General features: G+C 41.5%; 25 protein-coding genes. 16 read left to right on the top strand and 9 right to left on the bottom strand.

The features are described 5' to 3' along the window. Positions 1-20: 20 nt before the first annotated feature. Positions 21-458: a DUF4332 domain-containing protein gene (locus CDG77_RS04265; RefSeq protein WP_094328176.1), complete on the bottom strand. Its 438-nt coding sequence runs from the start codon at positions 456-458 to the stop codon at positions 21-23. An 89-nt stretch (positions 459-547) separates the two neighbouring features. Then, the gene (locus CDG77_RS04260; RefSeq protein ID WP_094328175.1) at positions 548-856 is read right to left on the bottom strand and encodes a hypothetical protein; all 309 of its coding nucleotides are present in this window, start codon (positions 854-856) and stop codon (positions 548-550) included. Positions 857-1107: 251 nt separating this feature from the next. On the opposite strand from CDG77_RS04260, the gene CDG77_RS04255 reads away from it, so the two are divergent. Continuing rightward, positions 1108-1572 carry a DUF29 domain-containing protein gene (locus CDG77_RS04255; RefSeq protein WP_094328174.1) on the top strand — a complete coding sequence of 155 codons (465 nt, stop codon included), beginning with the start codon at positions 1108-1110 and terminating at the stop codon, positions 1570-1572. Between the two features lie 7 nt (positions 1573-1579). Here CDG77_RS04255 and CDG77_RS04250 read toward each other — a convergent pair whose 3' ends face one another. Continuing rightward, complete coding sequence (locus CDG77_RS04250; protein ID WP_094328173.1) at positions 1580-2380, bottom strand: PhzF family phenazine biosynthesis protein; 801 nt, start codon at positions 2378-2380, stop codon at positions 1580-1582. Positions 2381-2592: 212 nt separating this feature from the next. Between CDG77_RS04250 and CDG77_RS04240 the strand changes: the two genes are divergently transcribed. The 3 genes from CDG77_RS04240 to CDG77_RS04230 all read left to right on the top strand — a co-directional run bounded on the left by CDG77_RS04240 (position 2593) and on the right by CDG77_RS04230 (position 4889). Next, positions 2593-2832, top strand: a complete 240-nt coding sequence (locus CDG77_RS04240) for a hypothetical protein (RefSeq protein WP_143856954.1) — start codon at positions 2593-2595, stop codon at positions 2830-2832. A 34-nt stretch (positions 2833-2866) separates the two neighbouring features. Next, positions 2867-4249 carry an aminopeptidase P family protein gene (locus CDG77_RS04235; protein ID WP_094328170.1) on the top strand — a complete coding sequence of 461 codons (1383 nt, stop codon included), beginning with the start codon at positions 2867-2869 and terminating at the stop codon, positions 4247-4249. Between the two features lie 154 nt (positions 4250-4403). Further along, positions 4404-4889, top strand: a complete 486-nt coding sequence (locus CDG77_RS04230) for a hypothetical protein (RefSeq protein ID WP_094328169.1) — start codon at positions 4404-4406, stop codon at positions 4887-4889. A 4-nt stretch (positions 4890-4893) separates the two neighbouring features. On the opposite strand, the gene CDG77_RS04225 is transcribed toward CDG77_RS04230, so the two are convergent. After that, a complete protein-coding gene (locus CDG77_RS04225; RefSeq protein ID WP_094328168.1) occupies positions 4894-5538 on the bottom strand; it encodes a DsbA family protein in 645 nt (214 codons plus the stop codon). Positions 5539-5566: 28 nt separating this feature from the next. Then, the gene (locus tag CDG77_RS04220) at positions 5567-6196 is read right to left on the bottom strand and encodes a Uma2 family endonuclease (RefSeq protein WP_094328167.1); all 630 of its coding nucleotides are present in this window, start codon (positions 6194-6196) and stop codon (positions 5567-5569) included. A 215-nt stretch (positions 6197-6411) separates the two neighbouring features. Here CDG77_RS04220 and ffh point away from each other — a divergent pair, with 215 nt between their 5' ends. The 5 genes from ffh (at position 6412) to CDG77_RS04195 (ending at position 10466) form a co-directional block, all read left to right on the top strand. Then, positions 6412-7878: a signal recognition particle protein gene (gene ffh, locus CDG77_RS04215; protein ID WP_094328166.1), complete on the top strand. Its 1467-nt coding sequence runs from the start codon at positions 6412-6414 to the stop codon at positions 7876-7878. Positions 7879-8112: 234 nt separating this feature from the next. Next, on the top strand, positions 8113-8376 hold the full coding sequence (rpsP, locus tag CDG77_RS04210; RefSeq protein WP_094328165.1) for a 30S ribosomal protein S16: 264 nt from the start codon (positions 8113-8115) through the stop codon (positions 8374-8376). Further along, entirely contained in the window at positions 8336-8773 is a 438-nt protein-coding gene (locus CDG77_RS04205; protein ID WP_094328164.1) for a KH domain-containing protein, read from the top strand. Before rpsP ends, CDG77_RS04205 begins: the two co-directional genes overlap by 41 nt. Before the next feature lie 255 nt (positions 8774-9028). After that, on the top strand, positions 9029-9982 hold the full coding sequence (locus tag CDG77_RS04200) for a PhoH family protein (protein WP_094328163.1): 954 nt from the start codon (positions 9029-9031) through the stop codon (positions 9980-9982). 79 nt (positions 9983-10061) lie between these two features. Further along, positions 10062-10466, top strand: a complete 405-nt coding sequence (locus tag CDG77_RS04195; RefSeq protein ID WP_094328162.1) for a ChuX/HutX family heme-like substrate-binding protein — start codon at positions 10062-10064, stop codon at positions 10464-10466. Positions 10467-10506: 40 nt separating this feature from the next. Here CDG77_RS04195 and CDG77_RS04190 read toward each other — a convergent pair whose 3' ends face one another. Next, positions 10507-11622, bottom strand: a complete 1116-nt coding sequence (locus CDG77_RS04190; protein ID WP_094328161.1) for a toll/interleukin-1 receptor domain-containing protein — start codon at positions 11620-11622, stop codon at positions 10507-10509. 280 nt (positions 11623-11902) lie between these two features. Between CDG77_RS04190 and CDG77_RS04185 the strand changes: the two genes are divergently transcribed. Together CDG77_RS04185 and CDG77_RS04180 are read left to right on the top strand one after the other, a co-directional pair. Next, entirely contained in the window at positions 11903-12700 is a 798-nt protein-coding gene (locus CDG77_RS04185; RefSeq protein WP_094328160.1) for a DUF6816 family protein, read from the top strand. A 92-nt stretch (positions 12701-12792) separates the two neighbouring features. Next, a complete protein-coding gene (locus tag CDG77_RS04180) occupies positions 12793-14613 on the top strand; it encodes an ABC transporter ATP-binding protein (protein ID WP_094328159.1) in 1821 nt (606 codons plus the stop codon). Positions 14614-15052: 439 nt separating this feature from the next. On the opposite strand, the gene CDG77_RS04175 is transcribed toward CDG77_RS04180, so the two are convergent. Continuing rightward, the gene (locus CDG77_RS04175) at positions 15053-16009 is read right to left on the bottom strand and encodes a hypothetical protein (protein WP_094328158.1); all 957 of its coding nucleotides are present in this window, start codon (positions 16007-16009) and stop codon (positions 15053-15055) included. Positions 16010-16620: 611 nt separating this feature from the next. On the opposite strand from CDG77_RS04175, the gene CDG77_RS04170 reads away from it, so the two are divergent. After that, complete coding sequence (locus CDG77_RS04170) at positions 16621-18732, top strand: M3 family metallopeptidase (RefSeq protein WP_094328157.1); 2112 nt, start codon at positions 16621-16623, stop codon at positions 18730-18732. A gap of 265 nt (positions 18733-18997) precedes the next feature. Here the strand turns inward: CDG77_RS04170 and CDG77_RS04165 are convergent, their stop codons facing one another. Both CDG77_RS04165 and CDG77_RS04160 read right to left on the bottom strand, forming a co-directional pair. Further along, the gene (locus tag CDG77_RS04165; protein ID WP_094328156.1) at positions 18998-19453 is read right to left on the bottom strand and encodes a pentapeptide repeat-containing protein; all 456 of its coding nucleotides are present in this window, start codon (positions 19451-19453) and stop codon (positions 18998-19000) included. A gap of 302 nt (positions 19454-19755) precedes the next feature. Continuing rightward, a complete protein-coding gene (locus CDG77_RS04160; protein ID WP_094328155.1) occupies positions 19756-20619 on the bottom strand; it encodes an alpha/beta fold hydrolase in 864 nt (287 codons plus the stop codon). Between the two features lie 193 nt (positions 20620-20812). On the opposite strand from CDG77_RS04160, the gene CDG77_RS04155 reads away from it, so the two are divergent. The 4 genes from CDG77_RS04155 to CDG77_RS04140 are packed head-to-tail and all read left to right on the top strand — an operon-like array spanning position 20813 to position 23630. Beyond that, positions 20813-21631: a DUF1206 domain-containing protein gene (locus CDG77_RS04155; protein WP_094328154.1), complete on the top strand. Its 819-nt coding sequence runs from the start codon at positions 20813-20815 to the stop codon at positions 21629-21631. Positions 21632-21664: 33 nt separating this feature from the next. Beyond that, positions 21665-22819, top strand: coding sequence for a glycoside hydrolase family 10 protein (locus CDG77_RS04150; RefSeq protein ID WP_094328153.1), 1155 nt, complete (start codon positions 21665-21667; stop codon positions 22817-22819). Between the two features lie 12 nt (positions 22820-22831). Next, positions 22832-23260: a DUF2358 domain-containing protein gene (locus tag CDG77_RS04145; protein WP_094328152.1), complete on the top strand. Its 429-nt coding sequence runs from the start codon at positions 22832-22834 to the stop codon at positions 23258-23260. 4 nt (positions 23261-23264) lie between these two features. Next, positions 23265-23630, top strand: coding sequence for a helix-turn-helix domain-containing protein (locus CDG77_RS04140; RefSeq protein WP_094328151.1), 366 nt, complete (start codon positions 23265-23267; stop codon positions 23628-23630). The last annotated feature ends 46 nt before the right edge of the window (positions 23631-23676 follow it).

Raw genomic sequence — 23676 nt, 5'->3', positions numbered from 1 at the left:
CCCCAATCCCCAATCCCCAATCACCTAATTGCTTGCGCTTGCTGACTCCATTGTTGTACTAGCTCGATTGCTGGGCACAAATCTCGTCGCTGCATTGTTGCTACTTGCAAGCGCATGATTTGTTGGTGCAATCTGTGAGTGGGTGTCTGTGCCAACTGGCTTACAGAACCAATACCTGCGTGAAGCAATAAACCACAATATTGCACGCCGACGCTAGGAATACGCGCTAAGTCAGCTAAAGCCATCCATTTATTTACATACTGAAGATGAATCTGTAATTTATTTGCTAACGCTAGTCGTGCCTCTAGAGTCTTTCCTTGTTTGACTAGCGCTACTGTGGTATTAATCCCACAATTTTGCAGTTGTGATTGTTCGTCGTGGCTGAGTCCAGGTAATTGCTCGATTGGCCAGTCACGAGATGCAAGCAGATTGCGATTATTTGTATTTTTAGTAGACATTATTAAAACTAAATATAGGTTTGTTCACTCACATATACAGCAATCCTAAATCATTGGTGAACAATAAGATCCCCGACTTCTTTAAGAAGTCAGGGATCTGAACCTTTGAATGTTTTCTTCCTGCTATCCTGCGGGAATGCTTCACATCTAAATGCAATGTACTGCAATGCGATTGTTTCGCTTGACAATGCCATTGCTTCGAGTGAGAATGCCATTGCTTCGAGTGACAATGCCATTGCTTCGCTTGACAATGCCATTGCTTCGAGTGACAATGCCATTGCTTCGAGTGACAATGCTATTGCTTCGCTTAACAATGCCATTGCTTCGAGTGACAATGCCATTGCTTCGAGTGACAATGCCATTGCTTCGCTTAACAATGCTATTGTATCGACTAACATTACAGCACTTACCGAAGTTATAAGGTAGGCTAATTGATCGAATTATCGGCGATCTGGGGTAACAAAGTTCGTAGTCAGGATTTCAGTCCTGATTTTCTAAACACTAAAGTGCTTACTACAAACTTTTCATTACTAGCTTGACAGACTACTAATAGCATCCCAAGTATCTGTACCTCATAGCAGCAGGAAGTGCTGTAAGATGGGCGTGATAGTTAAAATGTAGCTCGTTCATAGTGGATTGCAGGAAGCTCATGACACCGATTCTGAAAAGTACAGCCCAGTTGTATGAAATAGACTTTGTAGCATGGACAGAAAAGACTGTACAACTTATTCGTGCTGGACAATTTGAACAAGTAGACTGGGATGTTGTGATTGAGGAAATTGAGAACTTGGGACGCTCTGAACGGCGAGAATTGAAAAGCCGCTTGGAAGTATTATTACAACATTTGCTCAAGTGGCAATATCAGTCTAGTTTGCGGAGTGGCTCTTGGCGAAATACTATTAATGAGCAACGCAACCGAATTACAGATTTGTTACAAGAGAGTCCTAGCCTCAAGCCGTATCCAGAAGAAGTTTTAGCCCAATGTTACGATCGCGGATTGAAAGCTGCTAGTAATGAAACTGAACTACCAATAAATACGTTTCCAGGGGAATGTCCTTATGGCATTGCCCAAGTTCTCGATGCTGAGTTTTTACCAGATGCGATTGATTTGTAATCTAGGTTTATCCGGTAATTAACTCACCTCGCATAACAGTTACCGCTTGTCCGCCAAGAAAGACGCGATCGCCTCCGTCATAGCGAACTTTTACGACTCCACCACGCCGGGATGCTTGATAAGCCAATAACTCATTTTTGTTTAAGTGATCGCGCCAGAACGCAGCAAGGCAACAATGGGCTGAACCAGTCACCGGATCTTCATTAATACCTACTTCTGGTGCAAAGAAGCGAGAGACAAAATCATAATCTGAACCAGGATTAGTCAAACTGGTAACTATAACTTTACCAAGTGGTAAAGTTTTTAGTAGTTGAAAATTAGGCTGCATTTGCCGCACCAAATCTTCCGATTCCAATTGCACTAAATAAGCTAGTGAATTCTGCAAGGTAAATCTGTATGGTACACCCAAAGCAACCTTGAGTTCTGGAGGTGCAATGATTACTCGTGAGTGATTCACAGGAAAATCTAACTCAATCCACTCACCTTGTAATTTGGCAACGAGTACTCCACTTTTAGTATAAAAACGCGCAACTTCATCAGGTGATAAATGCCCTTCTGACCAAAGTACATGAGCGCTAGCTAAAGTTGCATGACCACAAAGCGGTACTTCCACCGTCGGCGTAAACCAACGCAGATTAAAGCCATCATCCTGTCTAACTAGAAAAGCCGTCTCAGATAAATTCATCTCCTGTGCCACGTTTTGCATCCAGCGTTTATTTTGGCGAGTAGACAAAACACAGACAGCAGCAGGATTTCCTGCGAAAGGTCTATTGGTAAAAGCATCAACCTGAGTAATAATTTGTCCCATTAGAGTCACCTTGAAAATTAAACAGCAATATAGTTACAGCGTATTGCAGGTAAATGAAGTACACGGGTAGGGGAACAACATGTTGTGCCCCTACGATGATCTGTACCTCACGCCTGTTGCTTTTGTAAGCTAAAGCGTGTGTTACAACATCCAAATGAGAATCGCCATATACAGTACCTGATAAATTAGGAATATAATCTCCAAAAACTAGGATGATGATAAAAATCTTCAGAAGCATTTTTGCTATTGTCAACTTAGCGCTAATTTCTGGAGGATTAGTTAGTTGTGTTGTTGAGATACCACAACCATCTACTCCAACTGAGCAACCAAAACCAGTGCTACAACCTACCCAACAGCCTAACCAGGTAAATCAGAAAGACAAAGATCGTGATGACAAAGATGGCGATCGCAAAAATGATAAAAAAGATGACGATAAAGACGATAACGACTAAATAAAAACAAAACTATACCCTTGAGTTTCTATTTATGTTTATCCAACAAACTTCTACTTCCCTCGTCAATACTTTACGCCTCCGACGGCAACAACTAGCCAATCTCATTGATTTTCCCGTAATTCTCTGGTCAGGTAGCAACAGTCCCCGCAATTTTCTGGCAAATACCTTTCCGTTTCGCGCTAACAGCCATTTCCTCTATTTTGCCGGACTGCCATTATCAAATGCGGCAATTCGTTTAGAAGCCGGCAGGCTAGAACTATTCATCGACGAACCATCACCCAGTAGCGCCCTTTGGCATGGAGAAATGCCAACGCGCGAGGAAATAGCGCAGAAGATTGGGGCAGATGTGGCTAGACCAATGGCAGAATTAGAGTCTTGGCTAGAAGATGCCGTCACACTTGCCGTACAAGATGCAGCAACATGGACGCAACAATCGCAGCTATTAAATAGATGGGTTTTACCCCAAAGTCCTCCCCAAGGAATTGATTTAGACTTAGCCAAAGCGATCGCTTCTATCCGCCTCACCCACGATGAAACTGCATTAACCGAGTTGCGAAAAGCTGCTGCTGTAACTGTTCAAGCACACAAAGCTGGGATGGCAGCAACACCTCAAGCCAAGCGAGAAGCAGAAGTTCGCGCCGCGATGGAAGGGGTAATTATTGCCCATAACATGACAACTTCCTACACCAGTATTGTCACCGTTCACGGTGAAGTTTTGCATAACGAACACTATCACCATCCTCTACAACCAGGTGACTTATTGCTTGCCGATGTTGGCGCTGAAACTGAGATGGGTTGGGCAGGTGATGTAACTCGCACCTGGCCAGTTTCGGGTAAGTTTTCATCTACCCAGAGAGATATTTATAATGTAGTGCTAGCGGCTCATGATGCTTGCATTGCCAAAATACAGCCTGGTGTGGAGTATGAAGATATTCATCTACTAGCTGCGACGGTTATAGCTGAAGGTTTAGTAGAGTTAGGCATTTTCCAAGGAAATCCCCAAGATTTAGTAGAGATGGATGCCCATGCGCTGTTTTTCCCTCATGGTATTGGTCATCTATTGGGTTTAGATGTCCATGATATGGAAGATTTAGGAGATATAGCAGGATATGAAGAGGGACGGCAAAGGAGCGATCGCTTTGGCTTAAGCTACCTGCGTTTAAATCGTCCTCTGCGTACAGGAATGTTAGTCACAATTGAGCCTGGTTTTTATCAAGTACCAGCAATTTTAAATGATGCGAATGTTCGCTCCAAATATCAGAATGTAGTAAATTGGCAGCGTTTATCTGAATTCGCCGATGTGCGTGGAATCCGTATTGAAGATGATGTTTTAGTTACCAGAGAAGGTAGCGAAGTTTTAACAGCCGCATTACCAAATGATGCTGATAGTATAGAAAATTTAGTAGGTCGTTAATCTGTCCATCATGGCTTGCTAATTGGTACTGTAAAGACATATAGCAATGCTCAATCATTTGTAACATCTTTTCTTTCTAAACTTCGCGTCCTTTGCGTCCTTTGCGGTTCGTTAATTCTTAGAAATCCCTAATACCTAAAAAAATTCCAAATTCATGATCAAAACCCCTATAAAATTACTACTCAACGGAGTTATTGTCACCTTCGGACTATTCCCTTTATTAGCTCAAGCACAGCAGCCAGTACTGGTTTCTGATCCCCAAGTTGCGGCAATGGTAGAGGCGTTACGACAAGCTGCACCGCAGACAAAAAATCCCAACGATGGATATTACAGCCAATGGCAAGTTAAACCAGAAACCCTCAAAGGCTGGTCAAGAACTTGTTTGAAACGAGAACTAACACCGACACAATTTGAAAATAGCCCTGCGATCGCTCGTCAAGTCGTCTCTTGCATTACCCGCCGGGAGTTAACCAATCAATTCCGCGCCACCAACAATAATGAAATTGCATCTGTGCGCGGCGCAGCTTGTTGGTGGATGACTGGTAACTATACAGGGTGTGACAAAGGCTTCACTGCTGAGTATGTGCAAAAAGTTGTCGGTTTTTACCAACAACAGCGTTCAAAACCGACGACTCGTTGAGAAATTAAGATAAGTGCTTTACCTTTTCGACAACCCAATCAACGCGATCTTTTCCCCAAAACCTCTCACCGTTGACTACCCAAGTCGGGACTCCAGGACAGCCAAACTGTTCGTATTCTGCCAAAGCTGCCACTGCTGCAAGTTTTGCTGCTTCGCCGTGGATTAATTCAAGAATGCGATCGCCATTCAACCCAACATCATTTGCAATTTTACTAATCACAGACTCATCATTAACATCAAGAAAATCGATGTACGTCGCTCGAAAAAAAGCTGCATCAAGCAGATGCTCCTTCCCAGTTCCACAAGCAGCGTAATAAGCTCTCGCCGGAAGTTCTTCCCGACCAAATTTCATTTTCTCCCAACGCTTGACCCACCTACCAAATTCTTCAAATTCCTTGAGCCGAATTTCAATGCCGTACTTTTTCGCCCACCGCAAACAATCTTCTTTGTGATACGACGATAACAAAGCGCTTTCACTTCGTCCTTGTAAATCAGCTACCTTTATACCTCGCTCTTTCGGTATGTAGATTGGTCTTCGTTCAATATCAACAGGTAAACCCTGCAATGCTTTTTCGGCAAGAGCGATACCAATATATGAATTTGACGAGTGGTAGATCGAGTATGAATATACTTTGATTCGCTGCGACATCTATCTAAATTAACTCGCAATTTTAATATTAAATGTGGCTTCTAACCCATTGGGGAAATTCTTTAACTAATTCTAAATAATCTTTTTCTCCCACCTGCTCTAAAAAACTAGAAATTTCTATTAATGGCAGATTGGGAAATGCTAAACTCCGTTCAACAGATATATATTTCTGATTTTCTAAAATATTAATACTAAAATCATTACCATCATATCGCCAGATTTCCGGCACACCCATATCGGCATAGACTCGAAAGCGATTTATAGAACTGCTAGTAATATCAATTTCTACTACCAAATCTGGCGGTGGATCTTGGGCTAAATCTATTCTTTTTTTGCCTTTTATGAAATTAATATTTTCAATATAAAAGCATTCATCTGGTTCTGCGCCACTCAGTTCTGGACGTTTAAAAGTGGTAGAACCAAGGCAGTCAATTCTAACTTCTAGTTCTTCTGCGAGAGTTTCAACAAATCGACCCAAAACTTTTTTATAACTCTCATGTTCAGGTGAAGGAGCCATGATTTCTAGACTACCTCGATTGTAAGTAAGTCGGAGGCGGCGACTAGCACTAAGTTCAGTTAGCAAATTTTCATAAGTTTGCCAACTAATACCCGATAAGTGGATGATTTCTGTGGGTTGAAGCAGTGTATTGCTAGTCATAGCGATATGTAATGTGGGTTCTCGCTGTACAATAGCCTTTCTTGCCCTCATTGTACTTTAAGCTCAATCTTCTATAAAGCTAGGTATCTGGTTGCTACAGTCGCGGTGAAAACTACTAAGCTGGTAAATAGCACGTTTAAAATTTAGCGGAAATTCGGAATCGCATTCATCAGCGGTTCAAGATTCCCCATTGGCGAACTACCTGTAATTACATTATGTTTGATGCTCTATCTGACCGTTTAGAATCCGCCTGGAAAAAACTGCGGGGACAGGACAAAATTTCTCAATCCAACATTCAAGATGCATTGCGCGAAGTGCGCCGCGCCTTGTTGGAGGCAGATGTTAACCTCCAGGTAGTCAAAGATTTTATTAGCGAAGTCGAAGCCAAAGCCCAGGGAGCCGAGGTGGTTACTGGCGTGCGACCTGACCAACAGTTCATCAAAATTGTTCACGATGAACTGGTGGAGGTGATGGGAGAAGAAAATGTTCCGATCGCAGAAGCCCAGGAAAAGCCGACTATTATCTTGATGGCTGGGTTACAAGGTACTGGTAAAACCACAGCTACCGCTAAGTTAGCCTTACATCTGAGAAAATTAGATCGTAGCTGTTTATTGGTGGCGACAGACGTATATCGCCCAGCCGCGATCGACCAGTTGCTGACGTTAGGTAAGCAAATTGATGTACCAGTATTTGAACTAGGAAGCGACGCAGATCCCGTAGAAATAGCTCGACAGGGTGTAGAACGCGCTAGAGCAGAAGGTGTAAACACAGTAATTATTGATACTGCTGGTCGTCTGCAAATTGACGAAGACATGATGGCGGAATTAGCCCGCATCAAAGCAACTGTCCAACCCCATGAAACTCTGTTGGTGGTGGATGCAATGACTGGTCAAGAGGCAGCAAATCTGACTCGTACCTTCCACGATCAAATTGGAATTACTGGGGCAATTCTCACCAAAATGGATGGTGATAGCCGTGGTGGTGCAGCCCTTTCAGTGCGAAAGATTTCGGGAGCGCCGATTAAGTTTGTGGGCGTGGGTGAGAAAGTCGAGGCGCTGCAACCCTTTTATCCCGATCGCATGGCATCCCGAATTTTGGGAATGGGCGATGTACTAACCCTTGTAGAAAAAGCCCAGGAAGAGTTTGATTTAGCAGATGCTGAGAAAATGCAGGAGAAAATCCTGTCAGCAAAGTTTGACTTTACTGACTTTCTCAAGCAGTTGCGAATGCTGAAGAATATGGGTTCTCTGGGAGGCTTCATCAAGATGATCCCAGGGATGAACAAGCTTTCAGACGATCAACTCAAGCAGGGAGAAACCCAGCTTAAGCGCTGCGAGGCCATGATTAACTCCATGACTCGCCAAGAACGCCACGATCCCGATTTATTAGCTAGTTCTCCCAGTCGGCGGCGGCGGATTGCTACTGGCTCCGGTTATCGAGAGTCAGACGTGACTAAACTGGTGGGTGATTTCCAAAAAATGCGATCGCTCATGCAGCAAATGGGTCAAGGTGGTTTCCCTGGAATGCCGGGAATGTTTGGCGGTGGCGGCGGTATGGGCAACGCCTTCGCTGGTGCTGGAAATCGTCCCGCAGCCCCCGGATGGCGTGGCTATGGTGGCGATGCAGGCACGAAAAAGAAAAAACCCAAAGAGAAAAAGAAAAAAGGCTTCGGCAATCTTTAATTATTGGGCATTGGGCATGGGGCATGGGGCATTGGTAATTTACAAATGACAAATGACAAATGACCAATGACTAATAGCAGCAAATGCTAGGCAGTGCTAAAATTAGCATTTCGACCTCAGAATTTATCAGCAGAGGAAACTAAGCCTCAATTTCTCGGCAATAGCCAGATTTAGGTTACTTCTTCGCCCACTAGTTGCTAATTAATATCTAAACAGGAGAATGATTCTTCAACCATGATCAAACTGCGCTTGAAACGATTCGGTAAAAAACGGGAAGCAAGTTACCGGATTGTCGCCATTAACAACCTCGCTCGCCGTGATGGCCGTCCCTTAGAAGAATTGGGATTTTATAACCCCAGAACTGATGAAGTGCGATTAGACGTTCCCGGTATCGTCAAGCGACTACAACAAGGCGCTCAACCCACTGACACCGTACGTCGCATTCTAGTAAAAGCTAATGTTTTTGAACAGGTCAGTGCAACAACAGCCGCATCATAATTTCGGAACAAAATTGCCAACAGCCAGTCCCAACTATGTTGATCTGGTTCGGTTTTTGGTGCAGCCATTTTTGGAATCTCCAGAGACTTTAAGTGTCGATTGTGAAATTTCTCAAGCCCTAAACCGGGTTTGGGTTCGCATCGCCTTTGAAAGCACAGATAAAGGGAAAGTGTTTGGTCGAGGGGGACGCAATATTCAGGCGATTCGTACAGTAATTGCCGCAGCCGCAGCCGCAGCTGGGCAATCAGCATACCTAGATATCTACGGCAGTACCACTCCGGGCCGTGAAGGTATGTCTTTTGATGAAGAGACAGAAGAGCGATCGCCACCACCGACTAGAAGAGAAGTGCGTGGAAATGATGGGCCTAAACCCATTGTTAAACCCCGCCTCCGCTAGGTTCAAACTAGAGAGCAAATCTGAGCGGTTGTAGTTACCTCCGCTCAGAATTTTTGTAAAGATGGAAAGTAGCAAAAAGATTTTTGGATATTTTTTGAACTCTTTATCCAGTAGGGACGTACAGATTTACGCTCCTACGGTTGATTCATTTGTTGCAAATATGTTTCTAAAATGTAAGTAAAAAGCGTAATTTCGCCTTTAGCGAAAAAAGATTAACCTTTGTCAAAAATAGATCCTTACGAATTAAAAAATACTATGGCAGGTGCTTTAACAATTCAGCTGCCGAATGTTGCTAGTGCGATCGCTCTTGGGGGAGATGGAGAAGAAAATCTCAAAATCCTATCTCGCCAAACAGGAGCGACTTTAGTCTTACGCGGGCAAGAATTATTGATTTCTGGTACTGAGGGGCAAATCGATCTGGCTTCTCGATTAGTGCGATCGCTTGAAGACCTCTGGATTAAGGGCAATACTATCACCAGTGCCGATATTTTAACAGCCCGTCAAGCCATAGATAGCGATCGGCAAGGGGAATTGCAAGATTTACAGCGAAATGTCCTTGCCAAAAATCGCCGAGGCGAAGAAATCCGTGCTAAAACCTTTCGTCAGCGTCAATATATCGACGCACTCCGTAAGCGCGATCTCACCTTTGGGATCGGGCCTGCTGGTACCGGCAAGACTTATCTCGCCGTTGTTGTCGCCGTCCAAGCACTCCTAGCCAACCAAGTTGAAAAGCTAATTTTAACTCGTCCTGCCGTTGAAGCCGGTGAAAAACTCGGTTTTTTGCCTGGAGACTTACAGCAGAAAGTTAATCCCTATCTTCGCCCCCTTTATGATGCTATTTATGAATTTATCGACCCAGAAAAAGTACCCAGTTTAATGGAACGTGGTGTGATTGAAGTCGCACCTCTCGCCTATATGCGGGGACGCACCCTCAATAACGCTTTTATCATTGTCGATGAAGCTCAAAATACCACACCCGCTCAGATGAAAATGGTTTTGACTCGTTTGGGTTTCCGTTCGCGGATGGTGATTACAGGCGACATGACACAAACTGATTTACCACTTCACCAACAATCGGGTTTAGGAGTGGCTTTACAAATTTTAAAACACGTTGAAGGCATTGCTTTTTGCGAATTTACTCAAAAAGATGTCGTGCGCCATCCTCTTGTTCAGCGAATTGTTGCAGCTTATGAACAATACGAAAAATAGGAATTGGGCATTGGGAATTGGGAATTGGGAATTGGGCATTGGGCATTGGGTATGAACAAATAACAAAGGATAATAATTTATGAGTACTACTTTGAAAGAATTTTTAGAAGCTTGTGAGACTCTTGGAACTTTGCGTTTAATTGTTACTAGTAGTGCGGCTGTATTAGAAGCACGGGGCAAGGTTGAAAAGCTATTTTATGCAGAATTACCAAAAGGTAAGTATGCAAACATGCACACTGAAGGCTTTGAATTTCATTTGAATATGGACAGAATTATTCAGGTTAAATTTGAAACGGGTGAAGCAAAAAGAGGAAATTTTACAACCTATGCTATTCGGTTTTTAGATGATAAACATGAGTCTGCTTTAAGCCTATTTTTGCAATGGGGTAAACCCGGAGAATATGAACCAGGACAGGTGGAAGCTTGGGAGACTTTAAAAGAGAAGTATGGGGAAGTTTGGGAACCCTTACCAGCAGAGATTTAATATGGATAATTGGTAATTGTAGAAAATCGTCAATCACCAATTATTTAGATAATACGATGTCACGAAATTGAATATCTTTAAGTGATTTAGGTGAGTCAAATCCTTCTGCTTCAATGTTAAGTACTTGTATCTTATTGACTTGTAAAGGAATTTCGATAAAACTCACACTCAACCTAACATTAGCATTTTGGATAAGTTGTGTACTAACGTAATAATTATTTTTAATTGCATCAATTTCAACTGAGTCAGCAGGATATGTAATACCCTCTAAATCCAAAAATTTGCTTCTTTTAGAGGTATAATTACCATATAACCTCAGTTCTCTATCCTTGAGGGTATTTGTTATTAATACATCACATTTTACATTTTCATTTAATCTTTTGCAGCTTTTAAGTTTAAAAATAAACCCTTCTACTTCGACCGATTGTTGAGATCCTGTTTCTTGTTGAATACTTGGGTTATTCTTGTCAGTGAGTGTAGGCGCAGGAGTTTTATTTGGTAAAGGATTTTCAATAATAGGCTGAGGTGTTGGTGTTGATTTAATCGGATTTGGCAAATCAGTTTCAGTAGGTGATTGTGAGGTAACTTCAGAAGATTTTAGAGTTTTTTCGCTAGATGTATTTTCGGAACATTGGAGTTTGAAAAAACATCTAACTTCTGGAGGTGTAATAGCAATAATTACACTTAATCCTGTTAATACTAGACCTAAAATAGCGATAAATTGATTAAATCCTACTTTTTTACTACGATATTTCAGAACTTTGTCTTGGATGAGTCTCCAAAGTTTGACAATTTGTTCGTTTTCGTGATCTCCATCCCAATTTAATAGATAAGCTGGTTGAATATCTAAAAATTCTCCAGGGATTTTAATATTTTCAATTAATACAGGAATCAGAATCTTATTATTTTTTTTTGCTTCCGAAGCCAAGCTTTTTAATAAGGCAGATTTTACAGAATTATTTGACCATAAAACTATGACAAATTTAGCTTTATCTAGCATTTCTGTTGTTTGATTTATGATTTTACTTCCTATAGAAATATTTTGTGCTTGCCATACATTAATACTATAATAATTTAAAGCATCTTCTAGGAGACTTGCTATAGCTTTATCCGATTCAGAGTAGAGCAAACAAACTTCATTTTGACGTGCGTTCATTTATTATTTTCCTAATTTTGCAAATAACTTAGCTATCACCAAAATTTATGGGATTGATATAATATAAATTAAATAATCAGCATTTTATGGAATTGTACACTAGCAATAATTTACTTTTCAAACACCCAATTATGATAACTTATCTGAAAATTTTATGTACTACATATCATAGCTCAATGTGTGATTAGCTAGCTGGATAATGAGCAATACCTTAAATGCTTTATTTTCCTGGAGATAAATTTTTATTCCATAAAAAATAAATATTAAACAAACACTACCGATGCTTACAAAGAAGGCGATTTGGAGTTTTTGCTTAGTTGTTTCGTTCCTACTATGGAGTAGCGAAGCTTTTGCAGGAGAGTTGTCTGAACGGTTAGCAAATTTTCCTCAGTGGGAAAAATTAACGTCAGTGCAACCGGCTCTGGGTGATTTGATTTACCCTGAATGGATGGCTGGTTCTTGGCAAGTTACCAGTACTTTAGTAGATTTAGCCGCACCTTTAGCACCAGATATCGTAACTCCAGGGTTTGAAGGTAATCGCCGACAATTAAATCAGCCTGTGAGTTTTGTAGTAAGATTTGTGAAACAGCTACCACCTATTGCTAGGTTAAAAATATTTCCTCAGATAGATAACAAATCCCCAATTTTAGTAGCAGATAGATCGTTTAATAGTTTGAACTTGGCACGGGCTTATTTAGGGGATGAAGCAGTGTTATTAGTCAAAGTAGATCCAGATTCACCTAATCGTCAGATTACATTCTTGCGTAGCAGTCGCCAATTAGTTTCCATTGTGACTGCACGGGCTACAGAAACTATCCCTGATGGCAAATTTATCACTACAGAAGTATTTCAACAATTATTTAAAGGCGGTTCACGCCCCTATTTAAACTCCGTAGAATCTACCACCGCCTATCATAAACTTTTAACGACTAATCCGGCAATTGAAGCAGATCAAGTTACTGCTGTCTATCTTTCATCTCAAGATCCAGATTACTTTAAAGCTGGTTCTCGACCAGTTGCTCTCTATCGATATCGCCTAGAGTTTGTTCCAGTACAAATACCTAATACTCAGAAATAATGATTTAAACTTAATAGACCTTGACTAATTTGTATTACGTTTGTAGTATATAAATTCCAAGCTCACGATCGCGCTCTTGGACGGTGTGCATCATGGCCAAATTTCAAGATATTGTCAATTACTTTCGCTCTGATTGGAAGCTGAGTCTCTTTAGTATCGCAGCATCCAGCGTTTACGAAATTATTGATTTGGTTGTTCCTTACGCGATCGGGCAGATATTAAACGTTTTGTCTGCTCAACCATTGGATAAACCACTTCAAAGTGCGATCGCAACTTTTTCTGACATCACTAATTATCCAGTTACCAAAACTCTATCTTTGAGTTTATTACTGGGTTTAGTTTTCCTTGTCACCGTAGTCAAAGCGCCAACACAACCTTGGTTAACCCATTGGTTTCATTGGGATATAACCTTAAGGATGCGTCGCCAGAAAGCCCAAACAGCTATAGAAAAAATTCTCACTCTTCCACTAGAATTTTATGATGAAAATAACCCTGGACGCATCGCTGGAAGAATAGCTAGAGGTATTTCTAACCACACTTTTACTTACCCCGAAATTGCTGGACAGTTAATTCCTAAACTAGTTCGGGTACTGGGAATTTTCGTGTTTATCTTGGTGATTGAGTGGCGAATTGCAATTTTGTATCTGATTTCCTTTGTAGTTATTCTTAGCTTTACCTTGAAGGATTTAAAGCAGCTAATTTGGCACGAAACTATTCTGGATAAATATGGAGAGGATACCGAAAGTCGCAATTCTGAACTGATTACCAATATCAAAACGGTGAAAGCATTTGCTACAGAAGCTAACGAACTGAAGCGGCAAAAGCAACGTTTGGATCGCGAGCTAATGGTAGTTGAGTATCGCGTCCACAAAGGTTATACGAAACTGGCTACTTGGCAAAGGACTGTAATTCAGTTTTGCGTATTTTCAATACTGGGTTTGACTTTAGCAGCAACAGTAGATGGGAGAATTTCTATCGGTCACTTTGTCATGACTTTAACTCTTTCTAGCATGGCTTATGCCGAATTAGAACCTATTAGCAATTTGGCAGAACTTTTTGCCCGTCGTTATTCTTCAATGCTGCGGTTTCACGAATTTCTCCAAGAGCCAACTGCATCTGATTCAGCTAGTCTTTTAGAAGAGAGTAACCACACAGAATCACCTTATAAATTTACTGGAAAAGTTGAGTTGTCGCACCTCAGTTTTGGATATGAGGCTAACCGTCAAGTTTTGCAAGATATCAACTTGTTAATTGAGCCATACCAAACAGTGGCATTAGTGGGGCGTTCCGGTTCTGGTAAGTCTACTTTGGTGAAGTTGCTGTTACGATATTTTGAACCTCAATCAGGTCGAATTTTGATTGATGGTCAAGATATTCGCACTTTGAATGTGGGTAAGTATAGACGAAGATTAGCGATCGTTCACCAAGAAGTAGACGTTTTCAACGGTACTATATTGGATAACCTGACTTATGGTAGACGGGATGCCAGTTTAGAGCAGGTAAAAGAAGCCTGTAGAATTGCCAGAGTCGATGAAGTAGTGCAGCAGCTACCCAAAGGTTATTACACCGTCGTGGGGGAACGAGGTGTGAGGTTATCTGGAGGACAAAGACAACGCTTAGGAATTGCGAGGGCGTTGTTAGTGCAACCAGACGTGCTGATTTTTGACGAAGCCACCTCTAGTTTAGATTATGAGTCTGAGCGTTCAATTCAGCTAGCGATGCGATCGATTCAGGGAACTTGCACCACTATTGTGATTGCTCACCGTTTAAGTACAGTGCGGGAAGCAGATAAAATTGTAGTTCTGGAGCAAGGAAAGATTGTAGAAGTGGGTAGCCACGATGAACTCTTGCGTCACGAGGGCATTTATCGCCGCTTACACTCCCTGCAAGAAACAGGAGAACTTCTAAGTTAGGGGATATAGACATTTTGGATTTTGGATTGACCCCATAAATCAATCTACTTGATTCAATCGACTTTATTGACAATACAATAAGGTCGATTTTTCTAATTGTCCGGCGCAAGATTACGTTCTATATTAAATAAAATTACTTTTTCAGCAACATTAAGAAGCTACCAATAGCAGCCTCTTAATAATAATTATAAATTCTTGAATATTTAATTTTTTTAAGTCTCAATTAGAAGTAGCTATTCTCACCTTGGTACAAGGAATTGGCTATTTATTAAAGCTTTTATTGATAAATTACAAAACTAAGTACAGATTTTAACTAATTCGTAGCGAATTAAATTTGACAAGACTCTGTGTCCCTACCCTACGGAAAGGCAAAGCGCATCTGCACTTACCTTTGCTACTTAGTGCGTTTAAAAACGCTACGATTTCACGCAAAACTGTACTAAGATTTACTCTTCTCAGCTTCTTTCTGCGCCGCCTCACTATATTTCTTATATAGTTGAGTCCGAATTTTAGCTTCCTGATAACGGCTGTGATTTTGTGGTACCTTACTCATTAAATCTGAAGCCCGTTGCCACTTAGCAGCGATCTCTAGCCACTGAGTTGAGGTTGTGGCTGTTTTACCAGATGTAGAAGCAAGATTTGCAATTCGCACAGATATTGCAAATGGATCGTCAGATGGCTCATCAAAGCTATTGTTAGGAACGCGAGATGGTGTTTGGGCTTTCCTCTGATTAGTATTTTCTGTAGTTAAAGATTTAGAACTTCCTAGTTGCATTAGGTTTTTTAGTTGATCGCCTAACTGAGCATAAACAATCCAACTAAGCAACAACAGTGAGCATAAACCAACTGCTGCTAATACCTTGGTTTTAGGTTTATTATTGTGTTTCTCTTTGTTAATAAGTACCAAAGGACGAGAGACTGGGGTTTTAGGAAAAGTTGGTTTTCCTAGTTCAGCTTGAGCGTCTGCGAAATCTTTAATTAGTTGCTTTACAATATTGGGCTGAATTAAGGCAATTTCATGCGACCAAAGCAATTGGTTGTCGCGATCGCTATCTATTTCTTTTAACCACAGTAATTGTTGTTCCCGAACAATCCGACTATTGATATTGACCCGGCGAATGTGACGCGGGGCGATAGATTCAAGAATTTGCTGGATTTGTTCTACGAGAGGGGATTGCTCAAGTTGATCTATCCTAGCCGCTTCACACAGAAGTTGTAAGACACCATCAGAAAAAATGGCTCTAGTTCTGACACCAGACTTAGCTAGCTTTTCATTCAATAGCTGAATAATCGCAGCAACACTGCCTTGGTGAGCTTGCCAACCGATATCGTTTATCCTGTCTACCATCTGAGGTTTAGTGATAACTCTTCCACCCTGACTGATTAACGTATTCATTAATTTAGGGACTCTTTTCTACTGACCTTGATCTTGTCTTCGATTTTACGAGTAAAAAGATGAGTTGCCAAATAAAATCACAAAAGTCGAGCCTCCCTTCTCGGTTCGGTAAGGATGCTCGATCGCACTCAGTTAATTAGACACTCCCACGGCTTGAAAGCGTAGGATTCTTGAACTGAAACCGTACTTTCAGGGTAACGCCCATGCTGACGGCCGAGCTACCTGTTTGACATAGTACATGATGATGTCTTTTTGCGATCGCACGAGCTTAAGTTGAAGTAGCTAAATATTATCAGGCTCAACACCGAGACTTCTGTTGATTGAGAACTGGGTAAGAGACTAGTCATAATTAGCCACCTGATTGAGAATATGGGTGGATGACTATATTATCTCAGAGACTTTCGCTGAGATTTCTGGAACTGTCATCCTGTCAGATATTGTTCACAATCGAAACAAAATAGCTGTATCAGGATAAATTTATGATTAATTCTCGCTTTTTTTGCCTTTTTGTTCAGAATGGCAAGATTATTTAGTGCAGCGATCGCTACATTAGAAGATATATAAATAAAAATCATTATTGATTTTTATTAGTTCGCGGTTCACACAAAACTATGAGTGCAAGTACCATTATTTCCGAAAATCCCTTACTCCAAGGCGTTGGCTTACCTCCCTTTGCAGAGATTAAACCAGAACGAGTAGTACCAGCTTTCAATCAGTTGTTGGCAGAACTTGACCAGCAGCTTGCCACCCTAGAGGCTAATGTACAACCTACTTGGAGTGGTTTAATAGAACCCTTAGAAAAGCTTACAGAACGGCTTACCTGGAGTTGGGGGGTGGTGAATCATTTAATGGGTGTTAAAAATAGCCCGGAACTGCGCGAAGCTCATGAAATCGTACAGCCACTAGTCGTACAATTTATCAATAAGCTCGGTCAAAGCCAACCCATCTACAATGCTTTTAAAGCACTCCGTACCAGTGATAATTGGGCAACTTTAGAATTAGCTCAACAGCGCATTGTAGAAGCTGCCATCCGGGATGCAGAACTTTCCGGTGTTGGCTTGGAAGGAGAGGCAAGAGAGCGTTTCAACGCCATACAAATGGAGTTAGCGGAACTTTCTACCAAATTTTCTAACCATGTACTTGATGCCACTAAAGCTTTCAGCTTAACCCTAACAACACAAGCAGAAATTGACGGTTTACCACCAAGCTTAGTGAGTTTAGCAGCTCAAGTTGCTCGTGCAGCTGGCGAAAGCAACGCCACACCAGAAAATGGCCCCTGGCGGATTACTTTAGACTTTCCCAGCTATGGCCCTTTCATGCAGCACAGCACCCGGCGAGATTTGCGTGAAAAACTCTACAAAGCTCATATCACCCGCGCTTCATCTGGCGATTTGGATAACAACCCCTTAATTGAGCGTATTTTAAAGTTGCGTCAAGAACTTGCAGATATACTAGGCTTTAAAAGTTTTGCCCAATTGAGCCTCGCTAGTAAAATGGCTCCCAACGTTGAAGCAGTCAACGCCCTATTAGAAGAACTACGCCGCGCTAGTTATGATGCTGCTGTCAAAGACTTGGTAGAACTCAAAGCTTTTGCAGCAGCACAGGGAGCAGCAGAAGCTGAAGACTTAAAACACTGGGATATCACCTTTTGGGCAGAACGCCAACGAGAAGCAAAATTTGCCTTTACCGCAGAAGAATTACGTCCCTACTTTCCTCTTCCCCAAGTATTAGACGGTTTATTTGGACTAGTCAAGCGGCTGTTTGGTGTTACTGTGACTCCTGCCGATGGTCAAGCCCCAGTCTGGCATGAGGATGTCCGTTATTTTCAAATTGCTGACGAAACTGGTTCTCCCATAGCCTATTTCTACTTAGACCCCTACAGCCGTCCAGCAGAAAAACGTGGAGGTGCTTGGATGGATGTGTGCATTAATCGGGGCAAAATCACTGAAAATGGTGTCATTGCCATCCGCTTACCAGTAGCTTATTTGGTGTGTAACCAAAGTCCTCCCGTAGATGGTAAACCTAGTTTAATGACCTTCTATGAAGTAGAGACTTTGTTCCACGAATTTGGTCATGGACTGCACCATCTACTTACTAAGGTTGACTATCCCGGAGCCGCAGGCATCAATAATGTAGAGTGGGATGCAGTAGAGCTACCTAGTCAGTTTATGGAAAACTGGTGCTATGAGCGACCCACTTTGTTTGGTATGGCGAAGCATTACAAAACTGGTGAAGCCCTACCGGAGCATTATTATCAAAAGCTGCTAGCGGCGCGTAATTATATGAGTGGTACTGCCATGTTGCGGCAGATTCACTTAAGCAGTCTTGATTTAGAACTCCACTATCGCTATCACCCTGGTAGTAATGAAACTCCATCAGATGTGCGCCATCGCATAGCCAAGACTACTACCGTTTTACAGCCACTTCCAGAAGATGCTATTTTATGTGCTTTTGGACATATTTTTGAGGGTGGTTATGCGGCGGGTTACTACAGTTATAAGTGGGCTGAGGTACTGAGCGCTGATGCTTTTGCCGCTTTTGAAGAAGCTGGGCTAGAAAATGAAGAGGCTATAAAAGCTACAGGTCGGCGTTATCGGGATACGGTACTGGCGCTTGGTGGTGGTCAGCATCCAATGGAGGTGTTTAAAACTTTCCGAGGTCGCGAACCAAGTACGATCGCTTTACTCAGGCACAATGGTTTAGTCAGTGCTGCTGTAAATTAAACAACACCTCTGTGGAGACGTTGCAATGCAACGTCCCTAATCACCAACTGAACCAGATTGACTTATATTACTATTTGTGTTTTTCTCGTCTGCATACCGACTCAATCCCAATAAGAAACCCCCTCTGCTTGCGTCATAGTAAAGTGATTACAAAACAGAGGGGGTTCATTTTTTATTTTTTTATAAGCAGACTCTAAAGACAATACTGGCAAACAACCAGTTTATCTGGTGTTGTGTTTATTTTAACCTGCCTACTTAGTTCACTCTATTTCCAATCAGGAATCTCGGCATCTTCTCCACCAATCCCGATTCCAGTGTTAAATATTTCGGCATCAGTTAGATTGAGATCGTTCATTGATGCTTTATACACATTAGAATCGTGAATCGTCGCGCGAGTAAAATTTACTCCGTTGAGATTAGTTTGCTTCAAATTCACATTGGTTACATAAGCTGATGTTAGGTTAGCACCTGCCAAGTTAGCACCTGTTAAGTCAGCACCTTCGAGGTTAGCCCCTACAAGGTTTGCTCCTTGGAGCTTCGAGCCTCTCAAGTCAGCACCAATTAAATGAGCGCCACTGAGGTTAGCTCCCGATAAATTACACTGGATGCATTCCCCAGTTGAAAGCAGCTTTTGTAAATCCTGCGGATTTTCGGCTCTAACCGAGCTAGTGAAAAATAGGGGAGTTGCTAAGGCCATGGCCGCTAATAGCTGGAGTTTCATATATTTTCCCCCTTAATAATCAAGTTGCGTCCGTTCTGTCCCTCACAACTCTATTATCTCACTAAACTTCGTAAGGTCAATCTATCTATGTACTAACAAGTTGGTTGCGATCGGAAACAGCTACGATCGCGAGATAATAAATGCCATATATCCTGTTTTTGGTCGATTTTTACCCGATAAACCCGAAAAAGATTCCAGTGTTAAATCTCTGTTAAATCTTTTTAAGAGCTTGCACTAGTGGTTATAATTTGGCTGTTTTGATAAGTATAAATACTTGCCAAATGATTTCATCACAAATTAAGTTAAATCTTTAAAAATCCTTGCATATACTGATTAACCAATTCAGGCTGTTCTTGCTGCACCCAATGCCCACAATTAGGAATGTACTTGATTTGAAAGTTCCTAACATAAGCTGCGGTATCATAGGTTAGTTCCTTGCCAAGTGCGGTGTCATTTTCTCCCCAAATCATCAGTGTTGGCACTTCCAGAACGCCCCAACTTGGATTTAGCATTCTCTGCTGAAAAATATTGCGATAGTAGTTCAACATTGCTGTGAGGGCACCACGTTTCGCAGCAGCATCTTTATAAGCGTCAATATCCGCTTTGGTGAAAGCATTCTTGTTAACTGCTGTACCTTTAAAAATTGTTTCAATTGCTTGGTAGTCTGAAGATTGTAAGAATAATTCTGGCATCCAGGGGAGTTGAAAGAGGAAGATATAGTAACTACGCTGCAACTGTTGGGGAGTGCGTAAGCCTTGGGCAAATTTGGCAGGATGAGGCAGGTTAAGGATAATTAATTGCTCTAACATTTCGGGATGAGCATAAGCAAAATTCCAAGCGATCGCACCGCCCCAATCATGTCCAACTAATACACATTTTTGATATCCTAATCCTTTAATTACTCCCTCAACATCTTTGATAAATTCATTCATTACATAAGCGGATTGCTCACTTGGTTTATCACTATCGTTGTAGCCACGCAAGTCAAGGGCGACAACTTTAAAATTTTGGGCAAATTCTGGTATTTGATGCCGCCAAGAGTACCAAAACTCAGGAAAGCCATGCAACATCAACATTAACGGGCCTTCCCCTTGGGTAACGTAGTGTAGTCTTACCCCATTGGTAGTTATATATTCGTGTTTCCAAGAACTTTCTATTAAAGACATAATTAATCCAAATTCAGCATTATAAAATACTCAATAATTAATATACAATATTATTTTTAGCAGCCTCACATCTATTAAAAGACAGTATTACGATAGTGATTTTTTGCAAAAATATTAGACAATTTGCCTTGGGGTAGATGTGAATCGTGGGTAAATTTTGGTAAAAGTAGATATAATTCTCATCCAACTACTCATGACACAACAGTTGACAAACCATGCTTCATTGTGGGTTGAGCGACTGGGACGATTTGGCTATGTTTCCAAGGGAGTAGTTTACGGTATAGTTGGACTACTGGCAGCACAGGCGGCTTTTGGCAGGGGTGGTAAAACAACTGATACCCAAGGCGCTCTCCAAACAATCGTCAACCAGCCATTTGGTAAATTTTTACTGGCTTTAGTTGCAATTGGCTTGATTGGATACGTAATCTGGCGTTTTGTACAGGCAATTAAAGACCCAGAAAAGAAAGGTAATGATGCCAAAGGTTTGGCAGTGCGAATTGGTTACGCAGTTAATGGCTTGATTTATGCAAGTTTAGCCTTAAGTGCTGTGCAAATCGTTATGGGTACAGGCAGCGGTAAAAATAGTAGTGATTCTACTGAAGATTCGACAGCACGTTTGCTTTCTCAACCCTTTGGTCAATGGTTAGTTGGAACTGTGGGAGTGTTTGTAATTGCTCTAGGCTTCTATCAGTTTTATCAAGCTTTTAGTGGCAAATTTCGTAAAGAACTCAATTTAACTCAGTTAAGCAACACACAAACCCAATGGGTAATGAGGATTTCCAGATTTGGTTTAGCGGCACGGGGCATAGTATTTTGTATTATCGGTTGGTTCTTAATTGAAGCAGCAAGGCAATCAAACGCTGCTACCGCAGAAGGTTTGGATGAAGTATTACAGACGCTAGCGCAACAGCCTTATGGAGCATGGTTTTTGGGTATTGTGGCGTTAGGTTTGGTTGCTTATGGAATTTACACAATAATACAGGCGCGGTATCGTCGGCTAGTCAATGTTTAGATGGTGCAGTGCTGAGAATTTCAATTTATAGAAATGACAATAATAGAAACTCGTGGTATTTGGCTGACCACTACTGATAGTAAGGTTCTCAGGTCAAAGGAACGCATTGCTGAGGCGATGGATTTTCTGGCTGAGACGGGATTTAACGTGGTGTTTCCCGTTGTTTGGAACAAGGCGGTAACTCTGTATCCCAGTCAAACAATGCAGCAGACATTTGGAGTCGAAATTGACCCTCTGTTTGTAGGTCGTGACCCTTTAGAAGAAGTGGTGGTGGAGGCGCGGCGAGTTGGGTTGAAAGTAATTCCTTGGTTTGAATACGGTTTTGCTAGTTCTTACAATTTGAATGGCGGTGTACTTTTACAGAAAAAACCGGAATGGGCTGCGTGCGATCGCAACGGCAACTTACTAAAGAAAAACGGCTTTGAGTGGTTGAATGCCCTCGACTCACAGGTGCAAGAATTCTTCTTAAACTTGGTGCTGGAAGTTGCGAATAATTACGATGTGGATGGTATTCAAGGTGACGATCGCTTCCCTGCATTCCCATGTGAAGGTGGCTATGACGAGGGAACTGTCAGCCGCTATCGCCAGGAATTCGATCGCAATCCGCCAGAGAATCCCAAGGATAGGCAATGGTTACAGTGGCGTGCAGATATTCTTACTGACTTTTTGGCGCGTCTCTATGGGGAGGTGAAAGGGGTGAATCCTAATTTGTTAGTAGCGATCGCACCTAATATCCATGATTGGGCATTCCAGGAATATCTGCAAGACTCCCCTGCATGGCTGAAGCGGGGAATTGTTGATATGATTCAGCCGCAGATTTATCGCCGTGACTTTGGGAGTTATCGGGCGATCGCTGATAAACTAGTAAGCCAGCAGTTCACTGATGCGACACTGCCGAAGTTAGCACCGGGAATACTGATGAAGCTTGGCAATTATTATATTAGTCCAGAATATCTGGTGCAGGCAATTGAATACAATCGCCAACTTGGTATTCAAGGAGAGGTATTCTTTTTTTACGAAGGTTTGCGCGAAAATAACAATACCCTAGCTAAAGTTTTACGAAATGGCCCCTATGCTAAGTCTGCATCATTTCCCACTTTGTCAGATTTAACTAGGAGTGGTGTAGACAACAGCAGATCATCTTCAATATGGCAAGGAGTGGAGAGGTTATTAAAAAAGATTTTTTAAGGGAAAAGGCGCGTGGAATCTAAATTCTCAGTGGAAGAAGTAATTAAAATCCTCAAACAGGATTTACCAACACTTTTTGAAAAAGATATTTCTTATCACATTTATACAGACGATATCTACTTTAAAGACCCAGTAAATACATTCAAATACAAATTTAACTATCGCATTATATTTTGGACTTTGCGATTTCATGCTCGGCTATTTTTTAGCCAAATTTACTTTGATGTGCATGAAGTATCTGAGTCAGCCGAAGATACTATCTTAGCAAAGTGGACAGTACGGGGAGTGTTGCGCGTTCCTTGGAAAGCAGGTTTGCTTTTTAATGGCTATTCAACATATAAACTTAACCAAGATAATTTTATATACGAGCATATCGATACCTGGGATCGCAAACCTAGCGAGATATTAAAGCAGTTTTGGCAAAAAGAAGGAGAGAGCTAATTTAATGTCTCAACATCAACCTCGGATTATCAAGACAGAAGAGGATAACGAGAAATTTTTAGAAACTGTTGAAGAACGGCTTTCTCGTTCCCATCTGACAGATGAAGAAGATGCTTTGTTGGAATTATTGGTAAAACCGATCGAAGATTTTGAAGATAAGCACTATCAGCTTAATGCTTCAATACCTTATTCAAGACTCTTGCATTTGATGGAAGCTAGGGGTTTGAAACAAGCTGATTTAGTGGAAATTCTTGGTTCAAGTGAGATGTTTACTAAAATCATTAATGGCGAGTTAAAAATGACGAAAGAACAAGCTGAGACTTTGGGAAACTTTTTTCATGTTGATGCAAGTTTGTTTATTTTAGGATGAGCGATCGCTTTTCTAAAAAACAGCTAATTCAGATATATAAGACCAT

The organism is Nostoc sp. 'Peltigera membranacea cyanobiont' 213, from assembly GCF_002245975.1.
Lineage (GTDB): Bacteria > Cyanobacteriota > Cyanobacteriia > Cyanobacteriales > Nostocaceae > Nostoc.
This window is presented reverse-complemented; position numbering and strand designations above follow the sequence as displayed.